The following is a 17,373-nucleotide window of genomic DNA, read 5'->3' on the forward strand; positions in this document are numbered from 1 at the left end:
CACGCCAGGCCGCATCTCATCGCGTCCCTCGCCTTCGGAGGCGGACATGAGATCCGGCCCCATGACCTTGGTCAGCGACGCCGGTTTTCCGCCCCGCCGCGCCGATCTGGCGGGCATCGCGACGACGGCCGCTAATCTGCTGAAGCAGCGCGAGACCGGTTATCCCAAGGCAGTCGAAGAGAAGAAGATGACTCAGGACGCGGCCGATCGCGGCCTGCGCATCATGACTGGCGTGGCGAAGCTCTGGCGCCTGGTCATCGACGCTGCCCCGTTACCAGACCCGTCCGACTGGTCGGGGTCGTTCGCCAGCGGATGGGAAGAGATGCGCGAGGAGACGGCCGTCATCGCCCATCGCGCGCGCCAGATGGCCCGCAACAACCCCGACCAACGCCAGCTGCGCGTCCAGGCGGAACTGGCGGAGGCGCTGGCGTGGCACCATCAGCCGGTCGCTGCCGGGTCGGGGCCGCATATCTGGCTCGCACACGAATACAACCTTTGGGAGCAAAGGAGGGCGGCATCGTGAAAGCGGAGGTCCTTCAGCGCCTGCCGGACTGGCCAGCGCGGATGACGGCCGATATCGCTGCCGTCTATATGTCCGTGTCGAAATCGACGTTCTTGACCCGCTTCGGTGACATCGGAGTGAAGGAGGGATCGAACGTCTTCTGGGCACGTGCACAGCTCGATCGACTCATTGCCAAGCAATTCAGCATCAAGCAGCCTCGCGCGCAGGCGCGTAGCGAGGACAGCGATACTTCATGGGACGATTTGCGGTGAAAAATGTGACCGAGCGCCCACCGGGTTCGGGCCAGCTCTATTTCCGTCGTAAAATCGCGGGCAAAGACACTTATCATCGCCTGCCGGCTGTCGATGATCCGACGTTCCACGAAATTTATCGCCAGCTTTCAAGCACGGCACCCGCGCGGGTCGGACCGAAGCACGGGACCTTGCATTGGTTAGCGCTGGACTATCGCGGCTCGGTCGAATGGCAGGCCAAGAGCGCACGTACGCGTGAAAATCAGGACCGCTACATTCAGTTGATCATCGACGAACATGGCCATCGCACCGTTACCGGCGTCCGGCCGTTCATGATCTACAAGATGCGCGACGCCTATGCCGAGACGCCCGGCAAGGCCAACGTATGGCTCAGCGTGTTCGGCTCGCTGATGCGCCACGCGATCAAGCTGGGCCTGATCGACAAGAACCCCGCCAACGAAGTCCCTGTCCTAAAGACGGGCGAGCATGAACCGTGGCCAGTCGACCTGCTGCGGGTATGCCTAGAGGAAGCGACACCGATGACCCGGCTGGCGATCATCACGGGGCTCTGCTCCGGCCAGCGGATCGGCGATTGCATCCGTATGCAATATGGCTGGATCACGGCCGGGATCATGGAGTTCACCCAAGAGAAGGTCCGCAAGGGCGGCGTGACGAAGGACGTCGCTGTGCCGATGCATCCGCTCTGGACCGAGGAGCTGGCCAAGCTGCCGAGAAAGTCGGTGACGCTGCTATACGAGCGCACGGGAGCGCCGTTCAAGACAACCGCCGCCATCCAAGAGCGCCTGCGCAAGCTGATGGACAAGGAACCAGTGCGCGAAGTGTTGGAGGATCTGATCGCGCGCGAGACGATCAAGGAAGGCGCAACCTTCACGTTCCACGGACTGCGCAAGAACGCGTGCTGCTACCTGCTCGAGACGGGTCTGAACGACAGCGAGGTCGGCTCCATTCTCGGCATGTCGCCCGAGATCGTGCGGCACTACGGCAAGCGCACGCGCGCCCTCATGGTCGCCCGTGGCGCGGCCGATCGCATGACCGGGGGCAAAATCATCGGATTGTCGGGGGCAAAAGTCGCTATGGCGACAGCCAAGAATGGCTGATTTCCGCCATTGGTGACCCCTACGGGAATCGAACCCGTGTTTCAGCCGTGAAAGGGCCGCGTCCTAACCGCTAGACGAAGGGGCCGCCGGGTGGCGTGGAGGGGCCTCTAAGGGAGGGGGGTGAAACGGTCAAGGGCTTTTTTCAGTTTCGTTTCAATCGGCCCAGGCGGCGTCCTCGACATGGAGTTCGGCCACATCGCGGCCGGACCAGTCGTCCACCTTGGCGCGGCCCACCAGCCATAGGCGGCGGGTGCTCCCGGCGCCCAGCAGCGCCTGGCCCAGGGCCGTGTCGGCCTGGCGGAAGGCCATGGCCTTCAGGCTGCGGCCGTCTGCGCCCGCGACGATGGCGCGAACATGATGGGTGCCGACCAGATCGGCGCGGATGACACGAAACGGCCCGGCGGCGATGCGCGGGGCGGGCCAGCCCATGCCGTATGGGCCGCCGGCGTCCATCGCGCCGACCAGGGCAGGGTTCACGCCGCCGGGAGCAAGGACGGCATCGACCAGCAGCGCGCGACCGGCGCTGGCGCGGACGACGGCGTCGGCGAGCCGCTCTTCCAGAAAATCGGCGAGTTCCGCGATGCGGTGTGCCTCGACCGTCAGGCCCGCCGCCATGGCATGGCCGCCGCCCGCGATCAGCAGGCCGTGCTCCTTGGCGGCCAGGATCGCCGCGCCCAGGTCGACGCCCGCGATCGAGCGGCCCGAGCCCTTGCCCAGGCCGTGTTCGTCGACCGCGATGACGATGGCGGGACGGTCGAGCTTTTCCTTCAGTCGTCCGGCGACGATGCCGATGACGCCGGGATGCCAGCCTTCGCCCGAGACGACCGCGACCTGGCGGCTGCGGTCGACGGAGGTTTCCGCGGTCGCCTGCACGCCCGCTTCGATGGCGCGGCGTTCGTCGTTGAAGTGGTTCAGTTCCTCGGCGATGGCGCGCGCCTCGGCCTGATCGTCGGTGGTGAGCAACCGGACGCCCAGATCTGCGCGACCGACGCGCCCGCCCGCATTGATGCGCGGGCCCAGCGCGAAGCCCAGGTCGGAGCAGGTCGGCGCGCGGGTCAGGCGCGCGGCCTCGGCCAGAGCGGACAGGCCGATATTGCGCCGCTGCGCCATGACCTTCAGGCCCTGCGCGACGAAGGCGCGGTTCAGCCCCTTCAGGGGCGCGACGTCGGCGACGGTGCCGAGCGCCACCAGGTCGAGCAGGTCGAGCAGCCGGGGTTCGGCCCGGTCCGCGAAGAAACCGCGCGCGCGCAGCGTGCGGATGAGCGCGGCACCGAGCAGGAAGCAGACTCCCACCGCCGCCAGATGGCCGTGCGCGGCGCCCTCCGTCTCGTCCAGCCGGTTGGGGTTCACCACGGCATGGGCGCGGGGCAGTTCCGTCGCGCATTTGTGATGGTCGACGACCAGGATTTCGATCCCCGCGCTTTGCGCCGCCGCCAGCGGCTCGAAGGCCTGGGCGCCGCAGTCGACGGTGACGATCAGGTTCGCGCCCTCCGCCTGGAGCCGGAGCAAGGCTCCTTCGGTCGGGCCATAGCCTTCGGTCATGCGGTCGGGGATATAGGGACGGGGGTTCAGGCCCAGGTCGCGGAGCAGGCGCACCATCAACGCGGCCGAGGTCGCGCCGTCGACATCGTAATCACCGAAGATCGCCACCGCCTCACCCGCGATCACGGCGTCGGCCAGACGGGTGGCGGCGCGGTCCATGTCGCGAAAGATCGAGGGGTCGGGCATGAAGCCCCGGATCGAGGGCGCGCGGTGCGCCTCGACCGCATCGGGCGGACAGCCGCGCGCGAGCAGCAACTGCGCCACCAGATCGTCATGGCCCAGGCCGTCGCGCGCATCGGCGGCCAGCGCCCGCCAGCGCCAGGGTTGGCCCAGGATCGACTGGGCGATGCCGAGAACATCGGTCATGGGCGGATCATCGGGGAATAGAACGTCACGCGAACGCCATGCCACGGGCGCGGGAGTCGCGACAAGAGCGGGCCGTCAGCTCGCGTGGTTGACCCAGTTGCCCTCGCGAAACCATTTGGTGATGACATATTTGGTGCCCTCGACCACCGGCATCCCTTCGTGCAGGGTCATCTCGTTCGGGCTGCCGTCGAGCTTCATGTTGTTCCAGGCGAGCAGCAGGCCCCGGCACGGGGCGACCCGGATGCCCGCCTGCGGGAACCAGGTCGCGCCGCCTTCGGCCACGTCATTGAGATAGATCATCGCGGTCCAGGTCCGCTGTCCGCCATGCACGCGCACCTTTTCCCAATAGCTTTCGCTCTCATGGAAATAGTCGTGATGGGCGCGGAACTGCTGGCCGGGGGCATAACGCTGGCCCTGCATCGTCTCGCCCTGTTCAGGGGCGATGCCGAGCAGCGCGGCGATCGATTCGTCGATCGGCTGCACATCGGGGGACCAGCGCGCCATGTCGCAGCTTTCCGAGGTGCGAAAGCCGTAGTCCGGTCGGTCCGACAACAGGGTGGACGGGCGGCGGTTGGCGTCGATCATCGCCATCAGCTTGTCGCACTGGTCCCCGGTCAGGAAGTCCGCCTGATAATAGATTTGCGCCGTATCGGTCGCCACGCGGGTGACGGCGGGATTCGCGTCAAGCGCTTGCGCGACGGTGACGCCGAAGCGCGCGCGGACGGGGGAGGCGGCGGGGTTGCCCTTCGGCTTCCTCGAGAAGAACGACATGCCTTCGATTTGCGATGCCCGTGCCATAAAGACAAGGGGGGAGGGAGCCGCGGCGCCCCCTCCCGCCCGCATCACCAGAAGATGTCGTACACCACGTCGACGACCAGCCCGCTGCGCAGGTCGACCAGGATCGCGTCGTTATAATAGCGCACCCAGCGATACGATCCGTAGGCGGGCGGCAGGCGATACGCATAGGGATCGCCCAGCCAGTAATTCTGGTCGAAGAACATCGGCTCCAGGATCACGCCGCTGGAAAAGCGCTGATAACCATAGCCGCCATAGGGGGCGTAATAGCGGGGCAGGTGATAGGCGCCCCGGTTCAGCGAGCGCCAGCCCAGCCAGTCATAGCGCCGGTCACGCCGCCAGCCGCGATTCCACTGATCGGCCCAGGCGCGCCGTTCGGCAAAGCCATAGGACTGGTCATTATGGTCGCGCCAGTCGCCATAGTTGCGCCGCCACCGATCGCGGTCCTCGCGCTGGCGTCGTTCGTCGTCGCGCCAGCGGTCGTCGCGGCGTTGCTGCTCTTGCCACTGCGCACGGCGGTCGTTCCGCCAGTCTCCGGGACCGGGGCCTGGCCGATCGACCCGGACGCCGCCTGGTCCGACCGGATCGGGGCGCGGCATCGGCACGGGCTGAGGGCCTGGTTGCGGCCGGTCGCGCCAGCCGCCGCCGCGATTGCCCCAGGCACGTTCCTCGCCGGGCAGGGGAGCGGGGGACGGCTCTGGCCGGTCGCGCCAGCGATCATTGCGAGGGCCCGGTTCGGGAGCTCGCTGGGGGGCGGGCGGACGCGGTGCCTCGGGATGGTCCGGGCGGAAGGCGGGGCGGTTTTCCGGGAAGGCCGCGCGATCGTTGAAGATCGGTCGTCCTTCGCTGCGTTCGACGCGACCGGCCGGGCCGCCCGGTCCACTGCGCTGCGGACCACCGCCGGGGCCACCGCGCGGGCCTTCGTTCATCCGCAGGTCCTGCGCGCGGACCATTGCCGGGCTAACGCCCGCCACCATCGTCGTCGCCGCCAGCAGGGCCGCCATCCAACGCCTGTTCATCTTGCCTTACCCCATGTGTCGGCGCACGAGCCGACCCCGATCATGAGATGAACCCTGCCACCTCAGCGTTGAGCGGTTGCTGAACCCACCTGTCAGCATCGTGAAAGAATTGGCATGAAATGCGGCAAGGCCCGTCAAGCACGGTCCAGCAATCGGATTGCCTCGGGATATAATTGCGTCTCCTTCAGGGCGGTGAGCTCGTGGAGAAGCACGTTCAACCGCTTCGCGGACGCGATATAGCCCGGCCAGTCCTTGGCGATCGCGCCCGCCGTCCAATCGACGATATGGGCGGAGTAGAGCAGCCGGAGCTCGCGGGTCCGCGATTCGATCGACGCGCTGCAGGGAATTCGGGACAGCAAGCCGCGCTCGTGCAGCGGTGCCAGGACCACCTCGTCCTGAAATTTCAGGCAGCGCATGACCCGGCGGCCGATATCGGCCCGTGCGGCATAGAGATGCGGTTCGGCGTCCTGATAAGGCAGGTCGAACAGGGCGGTAAGGCGGGCGAGGGCGGACCTGACGTCGCGATGCTGTTCGATGAGCTCCTCGATCCGTTTCCGCACCGTGCCTCGGCCTCCCATCCTTCTGTTCGCGGGGGCACGCTAACAGGTTCGCATGGACATCCCGTTAAGACTGGCTGTTCCCGGATGGGGCGGCGTCATGGATCTTGCGGCATCGCCCCTGGAACCAGGGCAGGCACCGCGCGCGCCGCGTCCGCCGGTTCGGTGCCGGGCAGGGGGGCGGCCGGAATGGTTTCCTCCCCCCGCGCGGCGCGGGCAGCACGTTGGATCGCCTCGACCAAGCGGGGATAGATGCCGCAGCGGCACAAATTGGAGATGCTCGCGCGGATCAGTTCTTCGGACGGATCGGGATTGCGGTGGATCAGAGCGGCGGCGGCCATCACCATGCCGGGGATGCAGTAACCGCACTGGCCGACATTGGCGGCCAGAAAGGCCTGTTGCACGGGGTGCGAGCGGTCGCGGGACAGCCCCTCGATCGTGGTGACCACGCTGCCCTCGATCCGGCCGATCGGCACCTGGCAGCTGCGCACCGCGCGGCCGTCGATATCGACCGTGCACGCGCCGCAATCGCCGCTGCCGCAACCATATTTGGTGCCGGTCAGGTTCGACGCATCGCGCAGCGCCCAGAGCAGGGGCGTATCGGGGGGCAGGCGATAGCGGACGGGCTGGTTGTTGACGGTGAAGCTGGTCATCGGAAGGAAGGGCTTAGCCGATGCGGGGGCGGCGGGCTACCGGCCTGGGATCGGCGCGGCCGAGCGCGCTCACCGGCGATCACGCAAAAAAAGCCCCTCCCGCCGGAGCGGGAAGGGCCTGAGGTCTCAACGCTCGAGGGGGCGTCAGAGCTTGAAGCTGAGCGTCGCGCGCAGGTCGCGTCCGCTGAGCGGCGCGAAGTCCTTGAGCACGCTGGCATGACGGCGCGCATCGACGTCGAAGATGTTGTTGGCCGACAGGGTCAGCGTCGTCGGGTTCAGCGTGCCCCATGGCTTGAGCTGCACCGAGGCGTTGACCAGGGTGAAGCCGTCGGTCGGCGTCTCCAGGCCCAGCACGCGGGTCTGCTTGAAGCTGCGTTCCACCTCGACGCGCGCATTCACCATGTCGGACTGCGCTTCCAGCCCGCCGAGTAGGCGCAGCGGCGGGATGCGCGGTGCGGGGCCGGTGCCGATGATCTGGGCATGGACATAATCGCCCAGCAGGTCGGCATTGATCGCATATTTCCCGATCGTGGCCAGGCGCAGCGAGCCCTCCGCCTCGATGCCGTAATAGCGGGCATCGGCCTGGGTATAGGTGAAGCAGGGCAGGTCGACCTCTCGACCCGAGGGGGCCGCGGCGGCCTCGCACGGACCCTGCTGGACCAGCGCGTCATAGATATAGTTGGAGAAGCGGTTGTAATAGGCCGAGGCGTCGAAGCTGTAGCCGTCGCCATGCCCGTGCACGGTCGCCTCGATGCCCCAGCTGGCTTCCTTCTTGAAGTTGGGGTTGCCCAGTTCGTAGGCTTCCGTCCCGGCGTGCGGGCCGTTGGCGAACAGCTCTTCGGCCGAGGGGGCGCGCTCGGTGCGCGACAGGTTCAGGCCCGCCCGCCAGTCGGGCGCGAAGCCATAGCTGGCGCCGATCGAGCCCGAGAACGCGTCGAAGCTGCGCTGGCCCCGGAAGAAGCGGTCGTCGCTGACTGCCGTGCGTGCGGTCAGCGAGGTATGCTCGTAACGGGCACCCGCCTCCATCTTGAACGCACCGCGATCCAGCTGCTGCAGGGTGAACAGGCCGATCTGCGCGGTGTTGTTGCGCGGCAGGAACGCCTCGTCCCCCCGCACGTCGAAGTCGCGGTTGAAGAACTGGACGCCCGAGGCGCCCTGCCAGCCACCGTGATTGGCTTGGACCAGCTCCAGGCGGCTTTCGATCCCCTTGTTGTAGAAGGCCGTGCCGACGTCGCCATTTTCCTCCAGCTCGAAATGGCGATACTCGGCCGCCCCGGCGCGCAGGCGGATGCGTTCGAGGAAGCCGCCGCCCGTCTCGATCTCGCCGCGCAGGTCGAGGCGGTTCTGGACCAGGCTGAGGCGCGGCGCTTCCGGCTCTTCGCCGCCCGGCGTCAGGGTGTAGCGGACCGGCACGCCGTACAGGCTGTCATAATGGCTATAGGCGATGCCCAGCGAGCCCGAGTCGGTGATCAGCGCGCCGCCGACGCCCGCCGTCCAGGTCTCGCTGGCGGTGTTGGGCAGGCGACCGCGAAGGTTCGCGATGGCACCGAAATCGAGCGGATCGTTCGGGGCCTGCGCCGCCGATGCTTGCGCTTCGGCACGGGCGCGGGGCGACAGGACATAGCCGCCGATCTTCAGGTCGTCGGTCTTCAGATACGATCCATCGGCGTGCAGCACGAACTGCTTGCCGACCGCGACGTCGGTCGCACCCGCCACCGAACGCTCGTTCGCGGCCGAGCCATAGGACGCCATGCCCGACAGGCGATAGCCCTTCTCGGGCACCGAGCGCGGGATGCGGGTGTCGATCACGTTCACCACGCCGCCGACCGCCGACGATCCGAACAGCAGCGCGGAGGGGCCACGCAGCACCTCGACCCGCTCGGCGAGCAGCGGGTTGATGACCACGGCATGGTCGACGCTGGTGTTCGACACGTCGATCGAGCCGATGCCGTCGGACAGCACGCGGATACGCTCGCCCTGAAAACCGCGCAGCACCGGGCGCGAGGCGTTGGGGCCGAAGGACGTCGCCGACACACCCGGCTGGCGGGCCAGCGTCTCGCCGATGGTCGGGCGGATCGAACGCTCCAGCTCGTCGCCGGTCACGATCGAGGTGCCCGCCAGCACGTCCGTTTCCGACTGCCGCACGGGCGCGGTCACGACGATCTCGCGGCCACGATTGGCGGAGGGGGCATTGGTCTGGGCGGCGGCGGGGGCGGCAAGCAGGCTGGCAAGCGCGGTGGCCGACAGGCCGGACAGCAAAACGGGCTTGAACACGAACAGGGCTCCCGATGAAAGAAGCCCTGCTGCGTAGCGCGGTGATACAACATATCAAGTAGAAAATGACGGTTTGGTGGCGTTTTCGTCATCCATTCGCCGCATCCAGGCAAAGGAGCGCGCGTAACCGCCATCCGCTATCCACCGGTTCGACCGCCAGGTCGGCGACGATGTCGCGTCCCAGTGGCACGTCGCGCTCGGGCAGGGCGGCCAGCCATGCCGACAATGCAGCGGTCGGCGGCGCGGTCAGCATCAGCGTAATCACCGACCCGCTGAACGTCGCCGAGGACCACGGCTCGACGCTCGCAACGGACAGCGTGACCACGCAGCCCGCACTGGCCGCATCGCGTGTCAGCGCGCACGCTAGCCTCTGGCCACGATCGGCGGGGCGATGGCGCCGCCATACCGGCTGCGATCGGTCGATGCGGACAGGGCTCGCGCAAGAAATCCGGGCGAGCGCCGTCATGCGCGCTGCTCCGCGATAAAGGCAGAGACCCGCGCGATCATCAGCGCGCCCGGCTCGCGGCCCTTGCGCAGGTCGCTGACCAGGCGGGGATCATTGACCGCCAGCCGCCCGAACTTCGTCTCGGGCATATGGCTGCGTTTCAGATAGCGTTCGATCAACCCCAGCAATTCCATGGACGTTCTCCCAAAGTCCGATTCTTGTTCCGTTGTTCATGATCTGTTCTGATTTCCAACTTGTCTAGGAAAAATCCTATGCCTATATCATTGGGCATGTCGGGACCGGAGATCAGGGCAACGCTTCAGGCGCTGGCGGGGCAGGCGGGGGTCAGCCTTGCCGCGCTGTCGCGGATGCTCGGCCGCAATGATGCCTATCTCCAGCAGTTCGTGCAGCGGGGCACGCCACGCGTCCTGGCCGAGGACGACCGGCGACAGCTGGCGGCGTTTTTCGGGGTGCCGGAAACGCGGCTGGGCGCGTCGGTCGAGGATGGGCCGATGCTGGTCCGGCGGCTGGCGGTGGCGGCCTCGGCCGGGCCGGGCGCGACGGTGGATGACGATGTGATGCTGGGCGTCGAGGCGATCGACCGGCAACTGGCGCGCAGGCTGGGCCTGCGTGAGGGGGCAGGGTCGGTCATCCGGGTGCGCGGCGACTCGATGGCGCCGGGGTTGCTCGACGGCGATCATCTGGTGGTGGACCAGGACGATGTCCGCCCGACCGCGCGCGGGGGCCTTTACGTCATCCGCATCGGTGACGTGCTGATGGTCAAGCGGGTGAAGGCGGGGCCGGACGGGCTGACCGCCTCCAGCGACAACCCCACTGCGCCGCCGCTACCCCAGGGGCCCATGGCGGTGATCGGCCGGGTGGTGTGGCAGATGCGGATGCCCGCCTGAGGGTTTTGCGGAGCGGCGTGGATTACCGCCCGCGCCACCACAGGAGCAGGGCGACGACGATGCCGATCGCCAGGCCGATCAGCACGCCCATGGTCACCTGTCCGGTCGCCAGCCCGGCGACGATGCCGACGACGACGCCCAGCGCGATGAAGATTCCGCCGGCATGGGCGGTCGACCCCTGGGACTGCGGCTGGGGAGAATGCGGCTGGGACGGGTGCGGATCGGGGACGGGTGTCATGCCGCCATCCTGTCACGCCGCGCCGCGCGAAACCAGCCATGCGTGGTCGACAGGTCGTTAACCACCGCTGAAATGGCTCCATTCATAACCCTGGCCTAGTCCCGCAGTCGTTCGAGGATCGGTTCGGGAGTATCCATGTTTAATCAGCGCGGCGGCACCTTTGTCGCTCCGTTCGTGAGTGACGGCGACGTGGCGACGGCGTCTGCGATGATCGAGCGTTTCGGCGGATCGGCGGGGGACGAAGCCGCGATCCGGGCCGGGCGCAGCCGCGACATCGGCAATCACATCCATTTCTGCCGCTGGCGTCAGATCGAGCGGTTGATCGATCTGTTGCAGCTCGAAGAGGTGTTCGGCACCGTCCATTGAGGAGGCCGGGAAACGCACAACGCCAGGCGGTTCCCGACGACACCGGCCCATCGGCCTCGCGTCGCGACCATCGGCTCGGCAAATCTGTTCAAACGAAGGCGCTTGGGGGTGTCGCGAACGGTTTTGCGCGGCTAGGGATGGCGGCATGATGGTCCGCGTCGGGCGGCCGTGCCGCTCGGCCGCCATCTTGATGATCGCAATGGGGGTGGGCGGCACGGGCTGGTCCGGCCGTGCCCTTGCGCAGACCACATCCCCGAAGCCTGCCGCGAACCAGACCGTCCAGACGGGTACACCCCCCGAGGTCGACGACCCGACCATGCTCGACCCGTCCGCGCCGCTGGCCCCCTTGCCGGAGATCGGCGTGGCCTGGCCCGACCTGGCGACCGCGCCCGGCGATCCGGCTGGCGCGATGGCGGCGACCGTCGATGCCGCGGCGGAGCGGCGTTATCACTGGAAGGTCGAGGGGATCGACGGCGCGGGCGCACTGGTCCGCCAGCGGTTCGAGCAGCTCTCCTCGCTGGACAATAATGATGGCGAGCCCGCCAATGCCGCGCAGCTCGACCGCCGCGCGCGCGAGGATGCGGCACTGCTCACCAACCTGTTGCGCGGCGCGGGTTATTATGATGCGCAGGTCGCGACCCGGATCGAGCCGGGCGACCAGCCGACCGTGGTACTGGAGGCGACGCCGGGCAATCTCTATCGCTTCGCGGGCGTCACGCTGGCGGGGGTACAGGCGGCGGGCGACAAGGCCGCGCCGCTGGAAAAGGCGTTCGGCATCAGGCCGGGCGATCCGGTCGACGCCGACACCATCGTCGCGGGCGAGGCCAAGCTGAAGGCGGCGGTGGGTGAGGAAGGCTTTCCCTTCGCCAAGGTCGGCGATCCGCAGATCGTGGTCGACCGCGCGGCCCGCACCGCGACGCTGGACCTGTCGGTCGATCCGGGATCGTCGCGCCGCTATGGCCGGATCGTCATGGCGAACGACAAGCTGTTCGATGCCCGGCACGTCCAAGACATCGCCCGCTTCCAGCCCGGCCAGCCTTATGACTCCGCCGGGCTCGACGATCTGCGCCGCGCGCTGGTGCAGACCGGCCTTGTCTCCTCGGTCGATGTGAAGCCCGTGCCCGGCGACACGCCCGACACGGTGAACATCGCCGTCGCGCTGGAGCCCGCGCCGCCGCATACCATCGCGGGCGAACTGGGTTACGGCACCGGCGAGGGCGCGAGCGCGACGATCAACTGGACCGACCGCAACCTCTTCCCGCCCGAGGGCGCGCTGACCCTGCGCAGTGTGCTGGGCACCCGCGAGCAGCTGGGCGCGGTCGTGTTCCGGCGCAACAATTTTCAGGGCCGCGACCGGGTGCTGACCGTGCAATTCTCGGCCGCACACATCCTGCGCGACGCCTATGAGGCCAAGACCCTCTCGCTGTCGGGCGGACTGGAGCGGCAGACCAACATCTTCTTCCAGAAGACATGGACCTGGTCGCTGGGTGCCGAACTGCTGACCTCGGACGAGCGGGACGTGATCGAGAGCACCGGCGAGCCGCGTCGGCGGACCTTCTTCATCGGTGCCTTGCCGACCAGCCTGAACTACGATGGCTCGGACGATCTGTTGAACCCGACGCGCGGCTTTCGGCTGGGCGGGCGGCTTAGCCCGGAGGTGTCGCTGCAGGGTAGCGTCTTCGGCTATACCCGGACGCAGATCGATGCGAGCCTCTATCATCCGTTCGGTGAGCGGGTGGTGCTGGCGGCGCGGACGCGGCTGGGCACAATCCTGGGCGCGCCGCGCGACCAGATCGCGCCGTCGCGGCGTTTCTACGCGGGCGGCGGCGCGTCGGTGCGCGGCTATGGTTTCCAGGCGATCGGGCCGCGCGACGCGAACAACGATCCGATCGGCGGGCGCAGCTTAGCCGAATTCTCGATCGAGGCGCGAGTGCGGACCTTCGGCAATTTCGGCATCGTGCCGTTTCTCGACGCAGGCAACATCTCCACCACACCCTTGCCGCGCCTGACGGGTCTGCGTTTCGGCACCGGGCTGGGGGTGCGTTACTATTCCAATTTCGGGCCGATCCGCTTGGATGTTGGTACGCCGCTGAACCCGCAAAAGGGGGATAGCCGGGTCGCGGTCTATGTCTCGCTGGGGCAGGCCTTTTGAGCGAGGACGCCGCCCCGCCGCCGCCGCCCGCGCGGCCGCGTGTCCGCTGGGTGCGGGCGGTGGCGATCGCGCTGGTGGCGCTGATCGGTATCGTCATGGCGGCGCTGGGCATCGTCGATACCTCGATCGGCCATCGCTGGGTCGTGGATCGGATCGCGACCATTCGCACCGATACCGGCCTGCGCTTCTCGGTGGGGCGGATCGACGGGTCGCTCTATTCGGACATGCGGCTGGTCGATCTGCGCGTCTATGACCTGGACGGGATGCTGGTACGGGTGCCCCAGGCGCGGCTCGACTGGCGACCGTGGAACTGGACGCGGGGCACGCTCGACATTCGCCGCGTCGAAGCGCCGCTGGCGATGCTCTATCATGTGCCGCACACCCGGCGGACGGGCAAGCAGGGGCCGATCCTGCCCGATTTCGATATCCGGATCGACCGGCTCCGGCTCGACCGGCTGATCCTGGCGGCTCCCGTGCTGGGGCGACAGCGGGTCGCGAAGGTCGAGGGACAGGCCGATATCCGCGATGGCCGCGCGCTGGTGACGATGGACGGCGTGGTCGCGGGCACCGACCGGCTCCGCCTGCGCCTGGATGCCCAGCCCGATCGTGACCGGTTCGACCTGGACGTGCGGGCCCAGGGTGGCGCGGACGGCGTGCTGGCCAAGATGGTCGGTGCACGTGCGCCGGTCGCGCTGACGGTCGACGGCGCTGGCCGCTGGTCGCGTTGGGACGGTCGTGCGCGAGGGGTCATTGCCGGACGGCGCGCCATCGCGCTGAGGCTGGCGGCGCGTTCGGGTCGCTATGCGCTGTCGGGCGACATCGCGCCGTCGCTGGTGCTGCGGGGCCGTCTCCAGCGGCTGACCGCGCCCCGTGTCGTGGTCGCCGGACAAGCCGATTTCTCCGACCGGCGGCTGAACGGCGCGCTTGTCCTGCGCTCGCCCGCCTTGCGCGTCCGCGCGCGGGGCGTGGTCGATTTGGGCGCGGGCGCGTTCGAGGGGCTGCGCGTCGATGCCAGCCTTTTGCGACCGGGGGCGCTGTTCCTCAACATGAGCGGCCAGACCATCACCCTGGCGACCCGGCTGGACGGGGCATTCGGTCGGGCGACCTTCGACTATAAGCTCGCCGCGACCCGCTTCGCCTTCGACCGGACGGGGTTCGAGGACGCTCATGCCAGCGGCAAGGGGCGGTTGAGCGGCGGCTGGCCGTGGGTGCTGCCGGTGCGCTTTACGGCGCGAGCCGTAACCGGCGTGGGCGAGGCGGCGGGAGGCATCCTCCACAGCTTGTCGGTCGCGGGCGACCTGCGCATCACCCCGCATGAGATTCTGGGACAGGGCCTCGCGCTGCGCTCCGACAAGCTGGCGGGCAAGCTCAACCTGCGCATCGACCTGACCAACGGGCGTTATGATGTCGGGCTGAACGGCGCGTTGCAACGCTATCTGATCCCCGGCCTCGGCATCGTCGACGTCCGATCGACGCTGACCGCCGTGCCGGGCGCCGATGGGCATGGAACCCGCGTGATCGGCAAGGGCGAGGCGCAGGTGCGGCGGCTGGACAACGCCTTTCTCCGCTCGCTGGCGGGCGGGTTGCCGCACCTGACCACCGATCTGGAGCGGGGCGTGGACGGGGTGTTCCATTTCCACCGCCTGGTGCTGACCGGCCCCGATATCCGCCTGACCGGCGAGGCGATCCGGCGGCGGGACGGCACCTTCCATTTTGTCGGCGGCGGACGTCAGCGCAGCTATGGCCCGGTCCAGATGGTGCTCGACGGGCGGATCGACCGGCCGACGCTGGACCTGCAACTTGCCTCGCCCAATGCGGCGATGGGCCTGCGCGATGTGAAGGCGCATCTCGATCCCACCGATCAGGGCTTTGCCTTCCGGGCCGCCGGGGGATCGCGGCTGGGCCCGTTCCAGGCGAGCGGGGCCATATTGCTGCCGCGTGGGCAGAATGCGGTTATCCAGATCCAGCCATTGCTCGTCGCGGGCGCGCGGGCGACGGGGGCGCTGACCGTGGTGCAGGGCGGCTTCAACGGGCGGCTCGACGTCGTGGACGGCGGGCTGTCGGGCGAACTGCTGTTCCGTCCGGTCGGCACGGTCCAGCGGATCGAGGCGCATCTGGCCGCGCGTCAGGCGCAGATTTCGGCCATCACCGTCCGGCAAGGGCGGCTGGACATGGTGGCGCTGCTCGACCCGGCGGGGGCATCGGTCGAGGGCTCCGCCCAGGCGCAAGGGCTGCGGCACGGCGCGTTCCACATCGCGCAGATGACCGGCACCGCCCGGCTGCGCGGGGGCACCGGAGAGGTACGGGTCGGCATTTCGGGCTCGCGTGGCCGCGCCTTCTCGATCCAGACGGTGACGCAGGTTACGCCCGGTCGCTTTACCGTGAGCGGGCAGGGGACGCTCGACCGCCGCCCGCTGCAACTCCTGTCGCCCGCAGTCGTGACGCGCGACGGCGACGGCTGGGTCCTCGCGCCGACGCGGTTGAGCTTTGCGGGGGGTGAGGCGAAGCTGGCCGGGCGGCTCGATGCCGATGGGACGGAGGTGCAGGCCAGCCTGACGCGAATGCCGCTGACCGTACTCGACATCGGTTATCCAGGCCTGGGTCTGGGTGGCACCGCGACGGGCACGCTGACGATCCGACAAGGGATTGGCGCGCCGACGGGCAAGGCGGACCTGACCATTCGCGGGCTGACACGCGCGGGCTTGGTGCTCAATTCGCGGCCGATCGATATGGGCGTGGCGGGCCTGCTGTCCGCCGACCGTCTGGGCGTACGCGCGGTGATGGCGTCGGGCGGCAAGATCATCGGCCGGGCGCAGGCGCTGCTGGTGCCGGGCGGCGGGGGCGACTGGGCCGCCAGGATGCAGGCCGGGAAGCTGATCGCGCAGCTTCGCTATGCCGGGCCCGCCGACACGCTGTGGCGGCTGACCGGGGTCGAGATGTTCGACCTGTCCGGTCCGGTCGCGATCGGCGCGGATGTCACCGGGGCGCTGAGCCAGCCGGTCATTCGCGGCGCGGTGAAGGCGGTCGGCGCACGGATCGAGAGCGCGACGACCGGCACCGTCCTGACCGATGTGCAGGCCAGCGGCCGCTTCGGCGGATCGCGGCTGGTCATCGACCGCTTCGCCGCGCAGGCGGGCAAGGACGGGCGTGTCGCCGGCACCGGCCAGTTCGACTTTGCGGGCGGACACGGCGTCGCGCTGGACCTGTCGCTCAACGCGCGCAACGCGGTGATGATCGCCCGCGACGATATCGGTGCGACCGTGACCGGGCCGCTGACCTTCCATTCGGACGGGGCAGGCGGCACCATCTCGGGCGATGTCGTGCTCAACCGCAGCCGCTATCGCCTGGGCCGCGCGACGGCGGCGACGGCGGTGCCGCAGCTCAACATCCGCGAGATCAACATTCCCGGCGGCGGCGAAGAGGACGATGTGCCGCGCAAGCCCTGGACACTGGCGATCGTGGCCAAGGCGCCCAACGGCCTGATCGTCTCCGGCCTGGGCCTCAACAGCGAGTGGTCGGCGGACCTGAAGATCGCAGGAACGCCGGACAACCCGGCGATCACCGGCCAGGCGACGCTGATCCGCGGCGATTACGAATTTGCGGGGCGTGAGTTCGATCTGGCGCGCGGCGTCATCCGTTTCGGCGGAGAGGTGCCCGCCAACCCCGCGCTCGACATCGCGGCCAATGCCAACGTCCAGGGACTGAGCGCCACCATCCGGGTGACCGGCACCGCGCTGAAACCCGAGATCGGCTTTTCCAGCACGCCCGCGCTGCCGAACGACGAACTGCTGTCGCGCCTGCTTTTCGGCACCTCGATCGCCAGCCTGTCCGCGCCCGAGGCGTTGCAACTCGCCGCCGCCGTCGCCGCCTTGCAGGATGGCGGCAACGGGCTGAACCCGATCAATGCAGTGCGGCGCGCGGCGGGGCTCGACCGCCTGCGCGTGCTGCCCGCCGATGTGCAGATCGGACGCGCCACTTCGGTCGCGGCGGGCAAATATATCACCCGGCGCTTCTATGCCGAGATCATCACCGACGGGCAGGGCTATTCCGCGACCCAGGTCGAGTTCCAGGTGACGCGCTGGCTATCGCTGCTCTCCAGCATCTCGACGCTGGGGCGGCAGAATGTGAATGTGCGGATATCCAAGGACTATTGAGGCGTTGGCCCGCCCGAATCGCGTTTAGGAGTT

16 protein-coding genes and 1 tRNA gene are annotated in these 17,373 nt (G+C 68.5%); 7 read left to right on the forward strand and 10 right to left on the reverse strand.

Annotated elements, in window-relative coordinates; all coding sequences use genetic code 11:
- Positions 1-61 precede the first annotated feature (61 nt).
- The 3 genes from SB4_RS02110 to SB4_RS02120 are packed head-to-tail and all read left to right on the forward strand — an operon-like array spanning position 62 to position 1,871.
- Positions 62-523 carry a hypothetical protein gene (locus SB4_RS02110; protein WP_058751225.1) on the forward strand — a complete coding sequence of 154 codons (462 nt, stop codon included), beginning with the start codon at positions 62-64 and terminating at the stop codon, positions 521-523.
- The gene (locus SB4_RS02115; RefSeq protein ID WP_058751226.1) at positions 520-774 is read left to right on the forward strand and encodes a hypothetical protein; all 255 of its coding nucleotides are present in this window, start codon (positions 520-522) and stop codon (positions 772-774) included. The genes SB4_RS02110 and SB4_RS02115 overlap by 4 nt, the downstream gene beginning before the upstream one ends.
- Positions 756-1,871, forward strand: coding sequence for a site-specific integrase (locus tag SB4_RS02120; RefSeq protein WP_058751227.1), 1,116 nt, complete (start codon positions 756-758; stop codon positions 1,869-1,871). Before SB4_RS02115 ends, SB4_RS02120 begins: the two co-directional genes overlap by 19 nt.
- A 10-nt stretch (positions 1,872-1,881) precedes the next feature.
- Here the strand turns inward: SB4_RS02120 and SB4_RS02125 are convergent.
- The 9 genes from SB4_RS02125 to SB4_RS19895 all read right to left on the reverse strand — a co-directional run bounded on the left by SB4_RS02125 (position 1,882) and on the right by SB4_RS19895 (position 9,716).
- Positions 1,882-1,956, reverse strand: a tRNA-Glu gene (locus SB4_RS02125).
- Between the two features lie 68 nt (positions 1,957-2,024).
- On the reverse strand, positions 2,025-3,779 hold the full coding sequence (recJ, locus tag SB4_RS02130) for a single-stranded-DNA-specific exonuclease RecJ (protein ID WP_058751228.1): 1,755 nt from the start codon (positions 3,777-3,779) through the stop codon (positions 2,025-2,027).
- 75 nt (positions 3,780-3,854) lie between these two features.
- Positions 3,855-4,550, reverse strand: coding sequence for a 2OG-Fe(II) oxygenase (locus SB4_RS02135; RefSeq protein ID WP_058751229.1), 696 nt, complete (start codon positions 4,548-4,550; stop codon positions 3,855-3,857).
- A gap of 71 nt (positions 4,551-4,621) precedes the next feature.
- Positions 4,622-5,593 (reverse strand): RcnB family protein, encoded by a 972-nt coding sequence (locus SB4_RS20260; protein ID WP_082669903.1) that lies wholly within the window; start codon positions 5,591-5,593, stop codon positions 4,622-4,624.
- 134 nt (positions 5,594-5,727) lie between these two features.
- Positions 5,728-6,153: a hypothetical protein gene (locus SB4_RS02145; RefSeq protein ID WP_058751231.1), complete on the reverse strand. Its 426-nt coding sequence runs from the start codon at positions 6,151-6,153 to the stop codon at positions 5,728-5,730.
- 95 nt (positions 6,154-6,248) lie between these two features.
- A complete protein-coding gene (locus tag SB4_RS02150; RefSeq protein WP_058751232.1) occupies positions 6,249-6,803 on the reverse strand; it encodes a (2Fe-2S)-binding protein in 555 nt (184 codons plus the stop codon).
- A 144-nt stretch (positions 6,804-6,947) separates the two neighbouring features.
- On the reverse strand, positions 6,948-9,077 hold the full coding sequence (locus SB4_RS02155) for a TonB-dependent receptor (RefSeq protein ID WP_058751233.1): 2,130 nt from the start codon (positions 9,075-9,077) through the stop codon (positions 6,948-6,950).
- 88 nt (positions 9,078-9,165) lie between these two features.
- The gene (locus SB4_RS02160; RefSeq protein ID WP_058751234.1) at positions 9,166-9,543 is read right to left on the reverse strand and encodes a hypothetical protein; all 378 of its coding nucleotides are present in this window, start codon (positions 9,541-9,543) and stop codon (positions 9,166-9,168) included.
- Entirely contained in the window at positions 9,540-9,716 is a 177-nt protein-coding gene (locus SB4_RS19895; RefSeq protein ID WP_167348896.1) for a hypothetical protein, read from the reverse strand. The genes SB4_RS02160 and SB4_RS19895 overlap by 4 nt, the downstream gene beginning before the upstream one ends.
- Positions 9,717-9,794: 78 nt before the next feature.
- Here SB4_RS19895 and SB4_RS02165 point away from each other — a divergent pair, with 78 nt between their 5' ends.
- Positions 9,795-10,430, forward strand: a complete 636-nt coding sequence (locus SB4_RS02165; protein WP_241488448.1) for a S24 family peptidase — start codon at positions 9,795-9,797, stop codon at positions 10,428-10,430.
- A 22-nt stretch (positions 10,431-10,452) separates the two neighbouring features.
- Here SB4_RS02165 and SB4_RS02170 read toward each other — a convergent pair whose 3' ends face one another.
- Positions 10,453-10,668, reverse strand: a complete 216-nt coding sequence (locus SB4_RS02170) for a hypothetical protein (protein ID WP_058751236.1) — start codon at positions 10,666-10,668, stop codon at positions 10,453-10,455.
- 135 nt (positions 10,669-10,803) lie between these two features.
- On the opposite strand from SB4_RS02170, the gene SB4_RS02175 reads away from it, so the two are divergent.
- From SB4_RS02175 to SB4_RS02185, 3 genes are all read left to right on the forward strand, one after another.
- On the forward strand, positions 10,804-11,034 hold the full coding sequence (locus SB4_RS02175; protein ID WP_058751237.1) for a hypothetical protein: 231 nt from the start codon (positions 10,804-10,806) through the stop codon (positions 11,032-11,034).
- Between the two features lie 145 nt (positions 11,035-11,179).
- Positions 11,180-13,186, forward strand: a complete 2,007-nt coding sequence (locus tag SB4_RS02180; protein WP_193753716.1) for an autotransporter assembly complex protein TamA — start codon at positions 11,180-11,182, stop codon at positions 13,184-13,186.
- Entirely contained in the window at positions 13,183-17,340 is a 4,158-nt protein-coding gene (locus SB4_RS02185) for a translocation/assembly module TamB domain-containing protein (protein ID WP_338112926.1), read from the forward strand. Before SB4_RS02180 ends, SB4_RS02185 begins: the two co-directional genes overlap by 4 nt.
- The last annotated feature ends 33 nt before the right edge of the window (positions 17,341-17,373 follow it).

Origin of the sequence: Sphingomonas sanguinis, from assembly GCF_001476905.1 — a bacterium.
In the GTDB taxonomy this organism is placed as follows: domain Bacteria; phylum Pseudomonadota; class Alphaproteobacteria; order Sphingomonadales; family Sphingomonadaceae; genus Sphingomonas; species Sphingomonas sanguinis_B.